9 protein-coding genes are annotated in these 16,292 nt (G+C 62.0%); 5 read left to right on the plus strand and 4 right to left on the minus strand.

Annotated features, from left to right (window positions below; all coding sequences use genetic code 11):
- The first annotated feature begins 57 nt into the window (after positions 1–57).
- Both KD146_RS10300 and KD146_RS10305 read left to right on the plus strand, forming a co-directional pair.
- Entirely contained in the window at positions 58–1,419 is a 1,362-nt protein-coding gene (locus KD146_RS10300) for an FGGY-family carbohydrate kinase (RefSeq protein WP_212658579.1), read from the plus strand.
- A gap of 75 nt (positions 1,420–1,494) precedes the next feature.
- Positions 1,495–2,790 carry an NAD(P)/FAD-dependent oxidoreductase gene (locus KD146_RS10305; protein WP_212658580.1) on the plus strand — a complete coding sequence of 432 codons (1,296 nt, stop codon included), beginning with the start codon at positions 1,495–1,497 and terminating at the stop codon, positions 2,788–2,790.
- Between the two features lie 19 nt (positions 2,791–2,809).
- Here the strand turns inward: KD146_RS10305 and KD146_RS10310 are convergent, their stop codons facing one another.
- From KD146_RS10310 to KD146_RS10320, 3 genes are all read right to left on the minus strand, one after another.
- Positions 2,810–3,730 carry a DMT family transporter gene (locus tag KD146_RS10310; protein WP_212658581.1) on the minus strand — a complete coding sequence of 307 codons (921 nt, stop codon included), beginning with the start codon at positions 3,728–3,730 and terminating at the stop codon, positions 2,810–2,812.
- On the minus strand, positions 3,730–4,647 hold the full coding sequence (locus KD146_RS10315) for a DMT family transporter (RefSeq protein WP_212658582.1): 918 nt from the start codon (positions 4,645–4,647) through the stop codon (positions 3,730–3,732). Before KD146_RS10315 ends, KD146_RS10310 begins: the two co-directional genes overlap by 1 nt.
- A 195-nt stretch (positions 4,648–4,842) precedes the next feature.
- A complete protein-coding gene (locus tag KD146_RS10320) occupies positions 4,843–7,362 on the minus strand; it encodes a beta-mannosidase (protein WP_212658583.1) in 2,520 nt (839 codons plus the stop codon).
- Between the two features lie 265 nt (positions 7,363–7,627).
- Between KD146_RS10320 and KD146_RS10325 the strand changes: the two genes are divergently transcribed.
- On the plus strand, positions 7,628–9,607 hold the full coding sequence (locus KD146_RS10325) for a putative bifunctional diguanylate cyclase/phosphodiesterase (protein WP_212658584.1): 1,980 nt from the start codon (positions 7,628–7,630) through the stop codon (positions 9,605–9,607).
- Between the two features lie 31 nt (positions 9,608–9,638).
- Here KD146_RS10325 and KD146_RS10330 read toward each other — a convergent pair whose 3' ends face one another.
- On the minus strand, positions 9,639–11,489 hold the full coding sequence (locus KD146_RS10330) for an ABC transporter ATP-binding protein (RefSeq protein WP_212658585.1): 1,851 nt from the start codon (positions 11,487–11,489) through the stop codon (positions 9,639–9,641).
- Positions 11,490–11,806: 317 nt separating this feature from the next.
- On the opposite strand from KD146_RS10330, the gene pepN reads away from it, so the two are divergent.
- Together pepN and KD146_RS10340 are read left to right on the plus strand one after the other, a co-directional pair.
- Complete coding sequence (gene pepN, locus KD146_RS10335) at positions 11,807–14,449, plus strand: aminopeptidase N (protein WP_212658586.1); 2,643 nt, start codon at positions 11,807–11,809, stop codon at positions 14,447–14,449.
- A gap of 179 nt (positions 14,450–14,628) precedes the next feature.
- The gene (locus KD146_RS10340; protein ID WP_212658587.1) at positions 14,629–16,287 is read left to right on the plus strand and encodes a sensor histidine kinase; all 1,659 of its coding nucleotides are present in this window, start codon (positions 14,629–14,631) and stop codon (positions 16,285–16,287) included.
- Positions 16,288–16,292 lie beyond the last annotated feature (5 nt).

Here is a 16,292-nt window from a genome sequence, read left to right on the forward strand (position 1 = left end):
TCATTGGCGCCAAATTCCAGTATTGCGGCTGCACGACGTTCAGCGAGTGCCCCTGATATGCCCCTGCCCCGTTTCATCGCCGTCATCGATATTGGCAAGACCAATGCCAAGGTTGTGCTGATTGATGCCCATACCAAGCAGCAACTGGCGGCGCGCAGCACCCCCAACACGGTGCGACAGGACGGGCCCTATCCGCATGCTGATGTGGAGCGGTTGTGGAGTTTCATGCTGGAGAGCCTGGGGGCACTTCAGACCGAGCACGGGGTGGACGGGATTTCGATCACCACCCATGGCGCGACGGTGGCGCTGCTGGCGGGCTTTGCGCTGGCGCTGCCGGTACTCGATTATGAATATGCTGGGCCCGACGAGACCGGCGCCCCCTATAGCGCGGTGCGACCCGACTTTGCCGAGACGCTGTCGCCGCGCCTGCCCAACGGGCTCAATATCGGTGCGCAATTGTTCTGGCAGAGCCAGAAATTCCCCGAGGCGTTCGCCACGGTCACGCAGATCCTGACCTATCCGCAATACTGGGCCTGGCGACTGACCGGCATCATGGCAAGCGAAGTGACGTCGCTGGGCTGCCATAGCGATCTGTGGGCGCCCGGCAAAGCCGATTTCTCGTCGCTGGTGACCGGGCAAGGCTGGCACGACCTGTTCCCCGAGGTGCGGCCTGCGGCATCCGTGCTGGGAACGCTGCGCGCAGATATTGCCGAAGCCACCGGCTTGCGGGCCGAGACGCCGGTCACCTGCGGCATTCACGATTCCAACGCGTCCTTGCTGCCGCATCTGGGGGCGCATGAGGAGCCATTCACGATCCTGTCGACGGGCACCTGGGCCATCGCCATGACCGTTGGCGGCGACACCACCCATCTTGATCCGGCACGCGACAGCCTGGCCAATGTCGATGCCTATGGCCGACCGGTGCCGACTGCGCGCTTCATGGGCGGGCGCGAATTCGACATGCTGGCGCCCGGCGCAGTGACACCGACGAGCGAAGATGCCGATGCGGTGATCAAAGGGGACGTTCAGGCGCTGCCCAGCTTCATGGCGGGCGTGGGGCCCTTCCCCGGCCATGTCGGCTGCTGGACAAGTGACCCCGATATACTCAGCCCAGGCGAGCGCACGGCTGCGGTCTCGCTTTATCTGGCGCTGGTGACCCAGACCTGTCTTGAGCTGTGCGGGTTGGGCAAGCAGATCATCATCGAGGGGCCACTGGCGCGGAACCAGCTCTATGCAGCGGCGCTGGCGCGGCTAACCGGTATGCCGGTGGTGGCATCGGGCGATGCGACGGGCACCAGCCTGGGTGCCAGCATGCTGTTTGGCGGGGCGGCAGGAGTGGCTTCAGGCACGCCCGTGGCACCGCTGCAGCATGTGGGCTTTGACGGCTATGCCGAACGCTGGCGGCAGCGGCTGGCCTGACAAGGGAGCCATGCGCCCGGGCTGATTGAAGGCTCTGGCCCGCTTCCCTATCTCTGGTAAGAGCGGAGGGTTGTGATGAGCAGTGCAAAGCATCGTGTGGTGATTGTCGGCGGCGGCTTTGGCGGTCTGTCGGCTGCGCAGGCGCTGGCCAAGGCGGATGTTGAGGTGACGCTGATCGACCGGCGCAACCATCACCTGTTTCAGCCGCTGCTGTATCAAGTGGCGACGGCCTCGCTGAGCACCGCTGAAATTGCCTGGCCAATCCGACACATCCTGCGCAAGCGCGACAATGTCACGACGCTGCTGGCCAATGTGACCGGGGTCGATACGGCTGCGCAGCAAGTGCTGCTCGATGATGGCAGTGCGGTCGGCTATGACAGCCTGATCCTGGCCACCGGGGCACGACACGCCTATTTCGGCCATGACGACTGGGAGCAGTTCGCTCCGGGTCTGAAGACCCTTGAAGATGCCACTACCATCCGCCGCAAGCTGCTGCTGGCATTTGAGGCGGCGGAACGCGAAAGCGACCCCGACAAACGGCGCGCGCTGCTGACCTTTGCCATTATCGGTGCGGGCCCGACCGGCGTGGAGATGGCCGGGGCAATGATCGAGCTGGCGCGATCAAGCCTGCAGGGCGAGTTCAAGACCATCCAGCCCAATGAGGCGCGGGTGGTGCTGATCGAGGGCGGCGACCGCGTGCTGCTCAATTTCGATCAATCCCTATCGGCCTATACGCTCAAGGCGCTGCGGCAGTTGGGGGTCGAGGTTGAACTGGGGCAGATGGTCAGTGCCATTGACGGCGAGGGCGTGACCTATGGCGACAAGCGCCTAGCGACCCATACGGTGGTCTGGGCGGCAGGGGTTGCCGCATCGCCAGCCGCCAGATGGCTGGGGGTCGAGCCTGACCGGGCCGGTCGAGTGCGGGTGGCACCAGATCTATCGGTGCCGGGGCATCCCGAAATCTTTGTGGTGGGCGACACGGCCAGCATCAGCATGGATGACGGCAAGCCAGTGCCAGGCGTGGGCGATGCGGCCAAGCAAGGCGGCAGGCACGCCGCGCGGGTAATCAATCAACGGCTGGCAGGCAAGACCGAGCCCCTGCCCTTTCGCTATCGCCATGCCGGCGATCTGGCGACGATCGGCAAGCAGGCGGCGGTGATCGATTTCGGCTGGATCAAGCTGACCGGCTGGATGGCCTGGTGGGTGTGGGGCTTTGCCCACATCTACTTTCTCGTGGACCTCAAGAACCGCATCTTCGTGACGCTGAGCTGGCTGTGGATCTATCTCAGCGGCCAGCGCCGTGCCCGGCTGATTACCCAGGGCGACGCCAATGGCCCTGCGCCGATCAAGGAAGTCAGCGAGGGCGATTGAGCAAGGCATGCTCTGAACTTCAGGCCTCAAGCACCTCGTCCACCGAGGTGGATGGCCGGCGCAGCTTTCGCTCGCGCAGCCAGATATAGAGCCCGCTGGCCACGATGATGCTGGCGCCAAGATAAAAGCCATTATCGGGCGGCTGGCTGAACAGCACCCAGCTGGCCAGAGCCAGATAGAGCAGTTGCAGATAGTTGAACGGGGCCAGCGTCGACGGCGCGGCGTAACGGTGTGCGACCGATATCAGCATGTGCCCAATCATGCCGGCGGTGCCTGCGGCAAAAAAGGCCAGCCATGAAGCAGTCTGGGTTGGCCAGACCCAATCGGTGAAGGCAATGGGCGTAACCAGTAGCAGCGCGGTGCCACCAGCATAGACCTGCTGGGTGACCGCTGTGTCCACCCCTGCAAGCTTGCGGGTCAGGATAGAGAACAGCGCGATAAAAAATGCTGCGCCGATACCCAACAGCGCAGCGGGGTGGAACGCCTCGGTACCGGGGCGCACGATGATCAGAATGCCAATGAAGCCAGCGCCAATGGCCATCCAGCGGCGCCAGCCCACCTTTTCGCCCAGCATGGGACCCGACAGCGCGCAGACCATCAGAGGCGACGAAAAGATCAGCGCGCCGGTGACCGTCAGCGGCAGGTAGCGCATGGCGAGGAAATTGCCGCCGGTAGTGCCCAGCAGGCAGAGCCCGCGCGCGACCTCAAGCTTCCAGTTTCGGGTGACGAACATATCGCGCCCGCGCAGGGGCACAAAGATCGCCAGCAGCAGCGCCACATGTACGCCATAGCGCACAAAGATGATCTCGGAGGTTGGCATGCCCGTGCCCGAAAGCCATTTGGCCGAGATGTCGAGAAACACCAGAATGGACTGCGCAACCAGCAAGAGCAGAATGCCCTTGCTGGCGTTTTCTTCCAGGCCGGCCACCGGGCGCGCCATCAGCGAACCTCGGCGATGGGTGTCACCACCGGCTTGGCCAGCTGACGCTCACGCAGCCAGATATAGAGGCCGCTGCCGATGACGATTGGCGCGCCAACATAAAGCCAGATATCGGGCAATTGGTTGAACACCATCCAGCCGGCCAGCGCCATGAAGATGATCTGCAGATAGGAAAAAGGAGCAATCACTGCGGCCGGGGCGAAACCATAGGCGACGGTGATCAACTGGTGACCGACAAAGCCGAACATGCCGATGGCAAAAAAGGCGATCCAGCCGTCGATCGAATCCGGCCAGACCCAATTGGCAAGCGCAAAGGGCGCCAGCACGAGCGTGGAGAAAATGCCGACATAGAACTGGCTGGTGGCCGGGCTGTCGACGCCGGCCAGACGCCGGGTGAAAATGAAATAGAAGGCCGAGCTGGCCGTGCCTGCCAGGGCCAGCAGCGAGGCGGGATGAAAGGCGTCGGAACCGGGGCGCACGATCACCAGAACGCCGATGAAGCCGACACCGATGGCAGCCCAGCGGCGCCAGCCCACGGTTTCACCCAGCATGGGCACCGAGAGGGCACACAGGATCAGCGGCATGGTGAAGCCGATGGCACCGGTAACGGTGAGGGGCAGGTATTGCACGGCGAGGAAATTGCCAACCGACATGCCCAGCATGGCCACTGCGCGCAGGATCTGCAGCCGCAGATTGCCGGTGCGCACCAGGTTCAGGCCCTGTTGCGGCAGGTTGATGGCCGATACCAGCGCCAGATGGACGACATAGCGCAGGAACACGATCTGCATCAGCGGGAAGCCCAGCTGTCCCAGCCATTTGGCCGAGCTGTCGATGCCGGTGAACATGAAGTAGGCGACGAGAGCGAGCCCGATGCCGAACAGACGGCGCTCAGGGGGCGGTGCAAAAGCTGTAGACATGGCTGATCCGAGTGCCGCGAGGAGGCGCGGCCTTGGATACAGGCATAAAGATCATGCCATGGGTGTCAATGTCACGGGCAGCAAAATCTTGTATGGTAGATGATTGTGATGGGATCGACGGGTTCTGTTGGCCGGCGCGTCACTCCCTCCCGGCCTCCCCCATCAAGGGGAGGACGAGAGGTGTGGCTGGAGTTCCTAGAACGTCTCAGCCAGATTGCGCACCTTCAAGCTCTTGGCCAGATCGGTCGACGAGACCGTAGCGCCGTGGCGCGGGGTGAAGACCAGTTCGGTGGTCCGGCCCGGCAGGAGCGTGATGGCGTTGTCCGAGAAGTAGCCGGGCAGATCGACCGTGGCGGTGACAAACAGGGCGGGCTTGTCCGATGACAGGGTCAGCACCGGCTGACCATCGCGGTCGGACCAGGCGCTGGTGATGGTCGGGCTGACCAGTTCGTAGGCCTTGTAGGGCTTGGGGAAATAGTCGTTTTCGCCCAGCAGATTGCCCTTGGCATCGCGCCAGGAGAAGAACAGGAACTCGTCGGCGGCCAGATCGGCAGCGGCGAGTTTGGACACCTCGATGGCAGCGTCGGGACCGACGGCGCAATTGCCCGAGAAGACGACGCGGTCACCACCGCCGATTTTGACGGCGCGGACGTCGAGCGCGATGCTGGTCGGAGCGCCCGTATCGTTGATGGCGCGCAGCACGATGGATGTGGGTTCAGCGCCTTCGACGGGCGTGCCGCGTGAATTGGTCTGCACATCGTCATGGACCGGCACGGCGACAACATTGACCGGGAGGAAGAAGCGCTTGGCCATATATTGCAGCAGTTTCCACTGCCCGCCGTAGTCCAGGCTGGACCATGACGCGACGGGCCAGATGTCGTTGATCTGCCAGAACAGCGTGCCCATGCAACGCGGTTTGGTCGAGCGCCAGTATTCAATGGCGGTCTTGATGGCCAGGCCCTGCTGGATCTGGGAGAGGAAGACCATCTGGTCGAAATCGCGCGGGAAGCGGAAATAGCGCGTCATGGTTTCAAGAATGCGGGCATTGCCGCCATCATTGCGCTGATGGTTTTCCATCACCGGCGAGGACGGATTGCGATCCTTGGGCTCGGCAAAGGTCTCGATGATGTTCATCGAGGTGAAAGACTGGAAGCCGAATTCAGAGGCAAAGCGCGGATTGACCGTGCGGTAGGCCTCAAAGCTCTTGGCTGAGTGCCAGACGTCCCAATAATGGGTGTCGCCGCGGGTATCGGCGTGCCAGCCATCGGAGAAGTCGAGATAACCCATGGAGGGCGAGGACGGCCAAAAGCGGCGCGCGGGATCCTCATCCTCGACGATATTGCCGAGCATGGAGTTGAGGCGGTCGTAATTGGCGACGTAGCGCTCGGGCGCGGCCTTGGTTTCGGGATACCAGGAGAGCGAGCCGATCACTTCATTGTCGCCGCACCACAGAGCGATGGACGCGTGGTGGCTGAGGCGACGGACCTGCTGGGTGATCTCGGCGCGCACATTGTCCAGGAATGGGCGGTCGGAGGGATAGCTCATGCAGGCGAACATGAAGTCGTGCCAGAGCAGAATGCCCAGTTCGTCGCACATCTCGTAGAAATAGTCCGGCTCGTACTGACCACCGCCCCAGATGCGCAGCATGTTCATATTGGCGGCCTTGGCACTGCCAAGCAGGTCGCGAATGACATCGGGGGTGATGCGGCTGGGAATGGCATCGGCCGGGATCCAGTTGGCACCCAGCATGGAGATGTCGCGGCCATTGATGCGGCACTTGAAGGTGTGGTCGATTTCGTCGGGCTCGACGATCCATTCCAGCTTGCGCAGGCCGATCTGGCGGGTGGTCTTCTCCCCTTCCAGATTGGTCACCAGTTCGTAGAGCGGCTGCTCGCCCTGCCCGGCTGGCCACCACAGTTTGGGGTTCTTGATGGTGAGGTTATGGGTGACGACGTTCTCGCCCTTATTGACCACGACCTTGTCGGTGATGGTCTGACCGTCAATGGTGTGTTCAAGCTCTACTTCACCATGGGCAAAGGCAAAAAGCCGAGTCTTGATAGACAGTTCGACCGAATTGCTGCCATGGGCCTGATCGACCTGGACGCTCTCCTGACGCGCCAGGCGCGACTTGCGCAGGCTCATGGTGCCATAGACGCCGATGGGCATGATGCAGATGCCCCAGTCCCATCCCGCATGGCACGCGGCCTTGCGGATGAAGTTCATGTGGATGCCCTTGAGACCATTGGTCTGGTAGTTCTTGGTGAAGGGGATCGGGAACGGATGGGCATCGGCACGTGCCTTTGCAACGTCGGGCGCGATGGCGAAATCGATGCGCAGGGTATTGTCCCCTGCCCGCACCTTGCCGGTCACGTCGATATCGTTGCGCAGGAAGCTGTTCTGCGTCTCGGCGACCACTTCACCATTGAGCGAAATGGTAGCGATGCAATCGACCTCGGCCAGGGTCAGGGTCAGATAGCCGTCAATATCGGCGGCGCTGGCGGAAAAGCTGCGCTCAACGGACCAGGCGGTCTCGTTGACCCACATCACCTGCTTTTCGTTTTCGCCATAATAGGGGTCGGGAATCTTGTCGGCGGCGAGCAGCGCGGCATGCACATCCCCGGGCAGGGTCAACGGCACGGCGATATCGCTGGTCGGCGATGTCAGCGCGAAGCTGCCGGCCAGATCGAGAGCCGAATAGGTGGCGGGAATGGACATGAAAGGCTCCTCCGGGGGGCCGCCTGGCCCACCCTCACTGCTTGGTTCTGGGTGCAATGGGCGGTTGGAAGCCCCTATGCAATCGATTTCATTGCAGGTCTACCCAATCTTTTGAGCGCTTCCAATGGGTGAAATGAGGGATTTTTGAGTTTTTGCAGCGTTGCTATTGCAGGCAAACAACCAAATGCTGGTTTTGGCAGCGACAACGTTTACGCTTGTATTAGGATTTGCGCGTCTAACCTGTGCTTAGGCAAGGGACCCGTCCATGTGGACAGTAAAGTCAATCAAACGGCTGTTTTCGGTTCCCGACGATCCGGAACTCGTGCTGGCGCAGGCACAAGCGCTGTCACGGCAGGTGCCGCTAATGTACGCCATGGTGTTGGTGAACACCGTTATTCTGGCCAGCACCCATGTCGGCGTCGCACCTGATCTTCTGGCCATCTACGTTCCGGCAATCCTCACGCTGGCCAGTCTGGCGCGCATTGCTTCGTGGTGGCGCGATCGCGGGAATTCGCAAGATCTGGAAAAAGCGCGGCGCAGCATTGGCATGATGATGCGCGTCATGCCGGTCCTTTCGGTCGGCTTTGCCGTATGGACCATCGGCCTATTGCCCTATGGCGATGGCTATCAGCAATCACAGGTGGTGTTCTTTTGCGGCATCACCACGATTGGCTGCATGTTCTGCCTGATGCATGTGCGCGCAGCGGCGCTGACCATGGGGGCACTGGCCCTGTTGCCGTTCACCCTGGTGATGCTGGCCATGAACCATCCGGTGCTGGCGGCCATGGCCATCAATCTGGCGGCGGTCGTGGTGGTGATGCTGTTTGTGCTGATGGGCAATTACCGCGACTTCTCGGCCCTGGTGGCCTCACGTACGGCCATGGCGCAGAAACAGGCCGAAACCCAGAGGCTGTCGGATGAAAACGACCGACTGGCCAATGTCGATACGCTGACCGGTCTGCCCAATCGCCGATCGTTCGATCGTCATCTGGACCAAATGCTGAGCACGCCACAGCCTGAAGGGTCCGAAATCGCCGTGGTGCGACTTGATCTGGACAGCTTCAAGTCGGTCAATGAGATCTTTGGCCAGATAACCGGTGACCGCGTTCTGGTGGAAGTGGCGCGCCGGCTCAACATGCTGCGCCCGCCGGGCACGTTTGTTTCGCGGCTGGGCGTGGACAATTTTGCGCTGGTGCTGTCAGGGCCGATGTCCGACGACATCCTGAACAAGTTCGGAGCCGTGCTGTGCCGGGCCATGCGCAGTTCCTTTGATTTGCAGAGCGCCAATATCCATCTGTCGGCTTCGGTAGGGTTGGCCACGGCGCGCCCCGGCGACAGCGCCGCGATGGTCTATGACCGGGCTGACTATGTGACATCACTTGCCAAGCGCGACTGCCGCGGCAGCGCGCTGGTGTTCGCTGAACGCCACGAGCACGAGATCAGCAAGGTGCGCCGCATCGAGCATGAACTCTACACGGCCGATCTGGATGCCGAGCTTTCCATCGTCTTCCAGCAGCAATTCGACACGGCGCTGAACTGCACGACAGGCTATGAGGTGCTGGCGCGCTGGAACAGCCCGGTTCTGGGACAGGTCTCTCCAGTTGAGTTCATTCCATTGGCCGAGCGCACCGGGGTGATCTGCCGGATCACCCAGACCGTGCTGCGCAAGGCACTGGCAGCCTCCGCCAAATTGCCACAGCATATCAGGCTATCGGTCAATCTGTCGGCCAACGATGTCGGATCAACGCCTGCCACCGAGGCCATTATCGAATTGGTGGAAGCGGCGGGGCAGCCCTGCCGGATCGACTTCGAGATCACCGAGACGGCCATCATGCGTGACATGAAGCAGGCTGGCGATGCGCTGGCGAGCCTGCTGACGCTGGGTTCGCGCATTGCGCTGGATGATTTCGGCACGGGCCATTCCAGCCTGACCCATGTGCAGAAGCTGCCGCTTGACCGGATCAAGATCGACCGCAGCTTTGTAGCCGACATTGTCGGTGACACCACCAGCCGGGCCATCGTCAAGACGATGGTGGACATGTCCCACAATCTGGGGATTTCGTGCGTGTTCGAGGGTGTCGAAACCCCGGAACAGCTGACCACGCTCAAGGCGTTGGGCGGCACGCTGATGCAGGGTTATCTGTTCGGGCGGCCGGTCGATGAAGACACCATGCTCACGCAGGTTGCCCAGGAGCAAGCCAGCTGGGGCGCCAAATCCATCGAGAAGCTTGGTGCCGCAAACTAGCGGTTCGCGGCACCGGTGAGTTGCTTGCCGCCTACTGGGCGGCTGACTCGGCCTGGTCGACGTCGATGAAACCACCCGACTGGCGATGCCAGAGGCCGGAATAGATACCCCCGCTATCGACCAACTCGGCATGGGTGCCAGTCTCCACGACACGCCCCTTATCGAGCACCACCAGACGATCCATCATGGCAATGGTGGACAGCCGATGGGCAATGGCGATCACCGTCTTGCCCTGCATGAGCAATTGCAGCTGACCCTGAATGGCTGCTTCCACCTCTGAATCGAGCGCGGATGTCGCTTCATCAAGCACCAGGATCGGGGCATTCTTGAGCAATACCCGGGCAATGGCGATGCGCTGGCGCTGCCCACCGGAGAGCTTGACGCCGCGTTCGCCGACATGGGCGTCGAAGCCCATGCGCCCCTTGGGATCACTCAGCCCAACGATGAAGTCGCTGGCTTCGGCCAGATCGGCTGCTTCGCGCATCATTTCCTCAGTCGCATCGGGGCGGCCATAGAGGATGTTCTCGCGCACCGAACGATGCAGCAGCGAGGTATCCTGGGTGACCACACCGATATTGGCGCGCAGGCTGTCCTGCGTGACCTTGGCGATATCGTGCCCATCGATGAGCAGGCGACCATCGGCGCGGTCATAGAAGCGCAGCAGCAGATTGACGATTGTCGACTTGCCCGCGCCGGAACGTCCGACAAGACCGATCTTTTCGCCGGGCCGGATATGCAGGTTGAGGTCCTCGATCACACCACCGGTCTTGCCATAGTGGAACGAGACATTCTCGAACTTGATATCACCCTTGACGGTACCAATCGGCTCTGCCGCCGGATCATCGGAAACGACGCGCGGCAGCGAGATAGAGGAGATGCCGTCGCGCACGGTGCCGATATTTTCGAACAGCGAGGACATTTCCCACATCACCCACTGGCTCATGCCCTGAAAGCGCATGACCAGCGCCAGCGACACGCCGAGCGCACCAGCAGTCAGGTTGCCGCCGAGCCAGGCCCAGATGCCGACGCCTGCCACAGCTGCGAGCAGGACATAGTTGGAGAACAGGATCGAAACCTGCAGCACACTGGCCAGTCGCATCTGCCGGTAGGCGGTATCGAGGAACTGGTCCATGGCCTCCTTGGCGTAGGTTTCCTCCCGGTTGGAATGGGAGAACAGCTTGACCGTGGCGATGTTGGTGTAGCTGTCGACAATGCGGCCGGTCATCAGCGAGCGGGCGTCGGCCTGCTCCTGGGCGATCTTGCCGAGCCTGGGCACGAAGTAGAACATCATGCCGACATAGGCCGCGAGCCAAGCCAGGAAGGGCACGGCCAGCAGCAGATCGGTGGAGCCAACCAGAATGACCGCGCCGATGAAGTAGACGACGACATAGACCAGGATATCGAGCAGCTTCATCACCACTTCGCGCACGGCGAGTGAGGTCTGCATCATCTTGGCGCCGATGCGACCGGCAAACTCGTCCTGGAAATAGCTCATCGACTGACGGATCAGGTAGCGATGGGTCATCCAGCGAATGCGCTGCGGAAAATTGCCCAGCAGGGTCTGGTGCATGACCAGCGTGCTCAGCAGCACCAGCAGCGGCAGAACGATGAGGACGAAGCCACCCATCAGGGCCAGTTTCCATCCTTCCTGCGCCAGAAATGTGGTGCGATCCGCATCGGCCAGCCAGTCAACGATATCGGCGACAAAGCTATAGAGCAGCACTTCACCGGCGGCGATCAGCGCCGAAGTGACGGCCATCAACGCCAGCCACTTCTTGGCGCCATGACTATAGTGCAGGCAGAAGGCCAGCAGCCCCTTGGGCGGCTCGCCGGGGTCGCCCGGGGGATAGGGATTGAGACGCCGTTCAAACCAACGCAGCATTGTCGTCACCATGGTTAGAGCCGAAGGGCCCTGCACCGGGGCCGGTCTCGCCGCCCCAGACACAGCTGCGGGTCGGGCGGGACAGGCCAAAAGGGGCAGGACCGATCGAAAAATTCGGATACCGCGCTCGATATGCCCGCAATTGGCACAGAGGAGACACGTGATGCGGCTGAACACCCCCTCCCCAATACCGTCCCAATTGGCGTACAAGAGTGGACCTGCGCAGTCGCTGACGCCAGACTACACGAAAGTGCCGAGTCTGCTGTTGCGGCGCGGCCACAGTTTATTTTCAGACCGACGAATTTACGGATCCTTCCATGCGCACCGAGACCGAGCAAACCATCTACCTCAAGGACTATGCGGTCAGCCCGTACCGGATTGTGTCAGCAGACCTCGATTTCAAGATCACCGAGGCTGATACGCGGGTCCGGGCGCAGCTGACCATCGAGCCCAACCCCGGTACTGCCGCCGGCACGCCGCTGGTGCTGGATGGCGATGAACTTGCTCTTGGGTCCGTGGCCATTGACGGCGCGCCACTGGTGCAATCGGCCTATGCCGCCGATGCGACGAGCCTGACCATAGTCGAGCCGCCGCTGCGCCGCTTTGTGCTCGAGACCGAAGTCACCATCAAGCCCGCAGGCAATACCAAGCTGATGGGGCTGTATCGCTCGGGCGGCACCTGGTGCACGCAGTGCGAGGCCGAGGGCTTCCGCCGCATCACCTATTATCTGGATCGACCCGACAATCTGGCCGTGTTCAAGGTCCGCATCACCGCGCCGCAGGCCGTCGCGCCGGTGCTGCTGTCGAACGGCAATCTGATCGAACAGGGCGATGCCGGCGACGGCATGCACTTTGCCGTGTGGGAAGACCCCTTCCCCAAGCCGAGCTATCTGTTTGCGCTGGTAGCGGGTGATCTGGGATCGATCACGGACAGCTTCACCACCGCCTCGGGCCGCAAGGTCGATCTGGCGATCTATTGCACCCATGGCAAGGAAGACCAGTGCCTGTGGGCCATGGATAGCCTGAAGCGCTCCATGGCCTGGGATGAACGGCGCTTTGGCCGCGAATATGATCTGGATATCTTCAACATCGTGGCCGTGTCCGATTTCAATTTCGGCGCGATGGAGAACAAGGGTCTCAACATCTTCAACGACAAGCTGGTGTTCGCGCAGCCCGAGACCGCCACTGATGCCGATTACGATGGCATTGAGCGCGTGATCGCGCACGAATATTTCCACAACTGGACCGGCAATCGCATCACCTGCCGCGACTGGTTCCAGCTGTGCCTGAAGGAAGGGCTGACGGTCTATCGCGATCAGGAATTCACCAGCGACGAGCGCAGCCGACCCGTCAAGCGCATCTCCGATGTGGTGACCTTGCGTGCGGCGCAATTCCCCGAAGATGGCGGCCCGCTGGCCCATCCGGCGCGGCCCAGCCAGTATGACGAAATCAACAACTTCTATACGGCCACCGTCTACAATAAGGGCGCCGAAATCGTGCGCATGCTGGCGACGCTGCTGGGCGAGGCCGGGTTCCGCAAGGGCATGGACCTGTACTTCGAGCGCCATGACGGCGAAGCCACCACGATCGAGGCATTCCTGGCCGTGTTTGCCGAGGCCAATGACGTCGATCTGGAGCAATTCAAGACCTGGTATCTGCAGGCCGGCACGCCCCGCCTGAGCGTCAGCGACAGCTATGATGCGGCCAGCCAGACCTATACGCTCAACCTCAAGCAGGAGACCCAGCCAACGCCGGGTCAGCCGGAAAAATCGGCGCTGGTGCTGCCCATCAAGTTCGCCCTGATCGGACCCAATGGCAGCGAGATGAGCTGGACCGGGGTAACGGGCGGCGATGTGCGCCAGGACATGATCGTGCTCGACGCTGCCAGCGCCACGATCACCTTTAGCGGCGTGCCGAGCAAGCCGGTCCCCTCGCTGCTGCGCGAATTCTCTGCGCCGGTGAGCATGGACAGCGCGCTGTCCCAGGCCGACCAGTTGTTCCTGGCCCAGCATGACAGCGATCCATTCAATCGCTGGCAGGCGCTGCAGGATGTCGGCATGGGGCTGGCCGTGGCCGCCATTGACGGCACGCCGTGGAGCGACGCATCGGTGAAGGCGCTCAGCCAGGCCATGGCTGAAACCCTGGCCAGCGACACGCTGGATGATGCGTTCAAGGCGCTGGCACTGAGCCTGCCCGCCGAAGCGCAGATCAGCCGGACCATTGGCAAGGAGATTGATCCGGACCGCGTGCACAAGGTGCGCAAGGAATTGCTGAAGGCGGTGTTCGCCCCGCTGGCGCTGGAAATGCTCAATGCCTATCTGGCGCTGTCTAGCGAGGCGCCCTATGCGCCAGATGCCGCGAGCACGGGCCGCCGGTCACTGCGCAATCGGCTGCTGGCCCTGATGGTCGCCAGTGATTGCGCCGGTGCGGTCGGGCTGGCCGCCCAGCAATATGCCGGCGCGCGCAACATGACCGACCGGTTGGCGGCCCTGAGCGCCAGCACCCTTGCCTGGACGCCCGACGCGGCCAAGCTGCTGGGCGACTTCCACGCCAATTTCGCGGCCAATGATCCGCTGGTGCTGGACAAGTGGCTGGCGGTCACCGCATCGGTGCCCGAAGATGGGGTGATCGAGCGCATTCAGGCGGTATTGGCCGATCCGGGCTTCCCCAAGACCAATCCAAACCGCCTGCGCTCACTGATGGGATCGTTCACGTTGAACAACCCGACCCAGTTCGCCCGCGCCGATGGGGCCGGTTTCCGCTTTGTGGCTGATTTTGTTGCCGAGGTAGACAAGATCAATCCGCAGGTGGCTGCCCGGGTGCTGACGGGCTTCCGGATCTGGCCGATGCTGGATCAGAGCCGTCGCGACGCCGCAAAGGTGGCGCTGGGCGGGCTACAGACCAAGGGGTCGCTGAGCCGCAACACGGCGGACATACTTGCCCGCATGTTGGCAAGCTAAAATACGGACAAGCTTGGAAGAATTTTTCTTCTGCAGCTAAGTGATTCTCCTGACTCGCAAATTTGCGGGTCAGGCCTGGTCGGGCGTTTTGCGGGTCTGGACACCGGAGTCCTGCTGATTCATTGTTCGTTAAGGGCAAATCGGGTCGGACTACCACCCCCCACAAGACGGAGACACTTATGCGGTCGGCGGAGACATCCGGCGTCGGCGCCAATGGATTCGGCGCAGACCAGGAGCAGGCGAACACTCGCCAGGTCAACGACAGCAGAAGCCCCGCCAACCCATCGGGCTGGCAGGCCGTTATCTCACCCATTACAGCCGCTGTGGCACTCACCGCGCTGTGCGCGGCAACACTGTTTGTCGCCTATGACACCATGCGCACCTTTGAGGATGCGCGCCATGAACTGGCGGTTATCGGCAGCAGCATCGCAGCAGACATTGCGGGGCTTGCGCCCGAAGCGGCGGCCCTGGCCGTGGATACCCTGCCCCAGCGTTTCAACACCGTGACCCGCGCCAGCCTGTCGTCAGCGCGCGAGGCCGTTGATCTTCCCGCCTTTTTGAGCCAGTTCGTGCCCGCCGGAGACCACGGCACGCTGGCGCTGGAAGCCACGCCGGAAAGTGCCTGGTCGGCCATTGGCCAGCGGGCGGGTATTGCATTCGGTCTGGCGGGCGTTTTGACCGCCTTTGTGTGGCGTCGCCGGCGCGGCGACATGCCTGACCTACTGCAACGCCACAATTACCGCACACTGGCGGCAGCCATTCCGATGGGCGTGGCGTGCTGGACCAAGGACGGCTCGCTGGTGGTGTGCAATGAGCAGTATCGCGAGCGCTTCAAGCTGCTCGGCAAATCACTGACCTATCATCACGCCGTCAAACGCATGATCGAGGGCGGCTATATGAAGCTGCTCAATGAAGACGAAAACAATCGCCTGCTCGAAGTACACCGCCATGACGGATCCTGCCTGCTGATCGACGAGCGCCCGCTTTCCGATGGCGGGTTCATGACGCTGGTCAGCGACGTGACCGAGCGCAAAAAGACCGACACCATGTTGCACGCGATCCGCGAAGAGCAACGCCATCTGGCCCGGCGCTACCACGAGGAAAAGCTCAAGGCCGAGGCTGCCAGCCACGCCAAGACCAACTTCCTCGCCCATCTCAGCCACGATATCCGCACCCCGCTCAACCACATTATCGGCTTTGCCGAACTGATGCGACACCAGGCCTATGGCCCGTTGGGTGATGAGCGTTATGCCGACTATGTGCAGTCGATCAAGACCTCTGGCGAACACCTGCTGGCGTCGTTCGCCACCATCCTGGATCTCGCTGAGCTTGAGAACGGTCAGAAAGCCCTGCGCCGCGATCCGGTGGCTATCGATGCGGTGCTGCGCAATGTCATGGAGCGTTTCGCCGCCCCCGCGGCACGCGCCAAACTGGCATTGAGCATCAGCCAGAGTTGCGACGCCACCATTGAAGGCGATCAGCTGGGTCTGGTCCGGATGATCTCCAATATCGTGGAGAACTCTCTGCGCTTCACCCAACCGGGCGGACAGATCGCGCTGGCCGCCTATCAAGCCGATGACGGGGTGGTGATCGAGATCACCGATACCGGCATCGGCATGAACCAGGAGCGCCTGGCGACATTGTCCCAGCCGTTCGCGCTTGGCGATGCGACATTCACCCGCGAGGGCATGGGGCCAGGTCTGGGCATTTCGATTGCGCGCGCCATTGCCGAACTGAGCGGCGGTCGTCTGGTGATCGACTCCAGTCCCTCGCTTGGCACCACTGTCGCAATCTCCCTGCCGCTGCAGGTGACCAGCGACGTTTCCGTCGCCGCCTGAGATCA

Origin of the sequence: Devosia litorisediminis, from assembly GCF_018334155.1 — a bacterium.
GTDB classification, from domain to species: Bacteria; Pseudomonadota; Alphaproteobacteria; order Rhizobiales; family Devosiaceae; genus Devosia; species Devosia litorisediminis.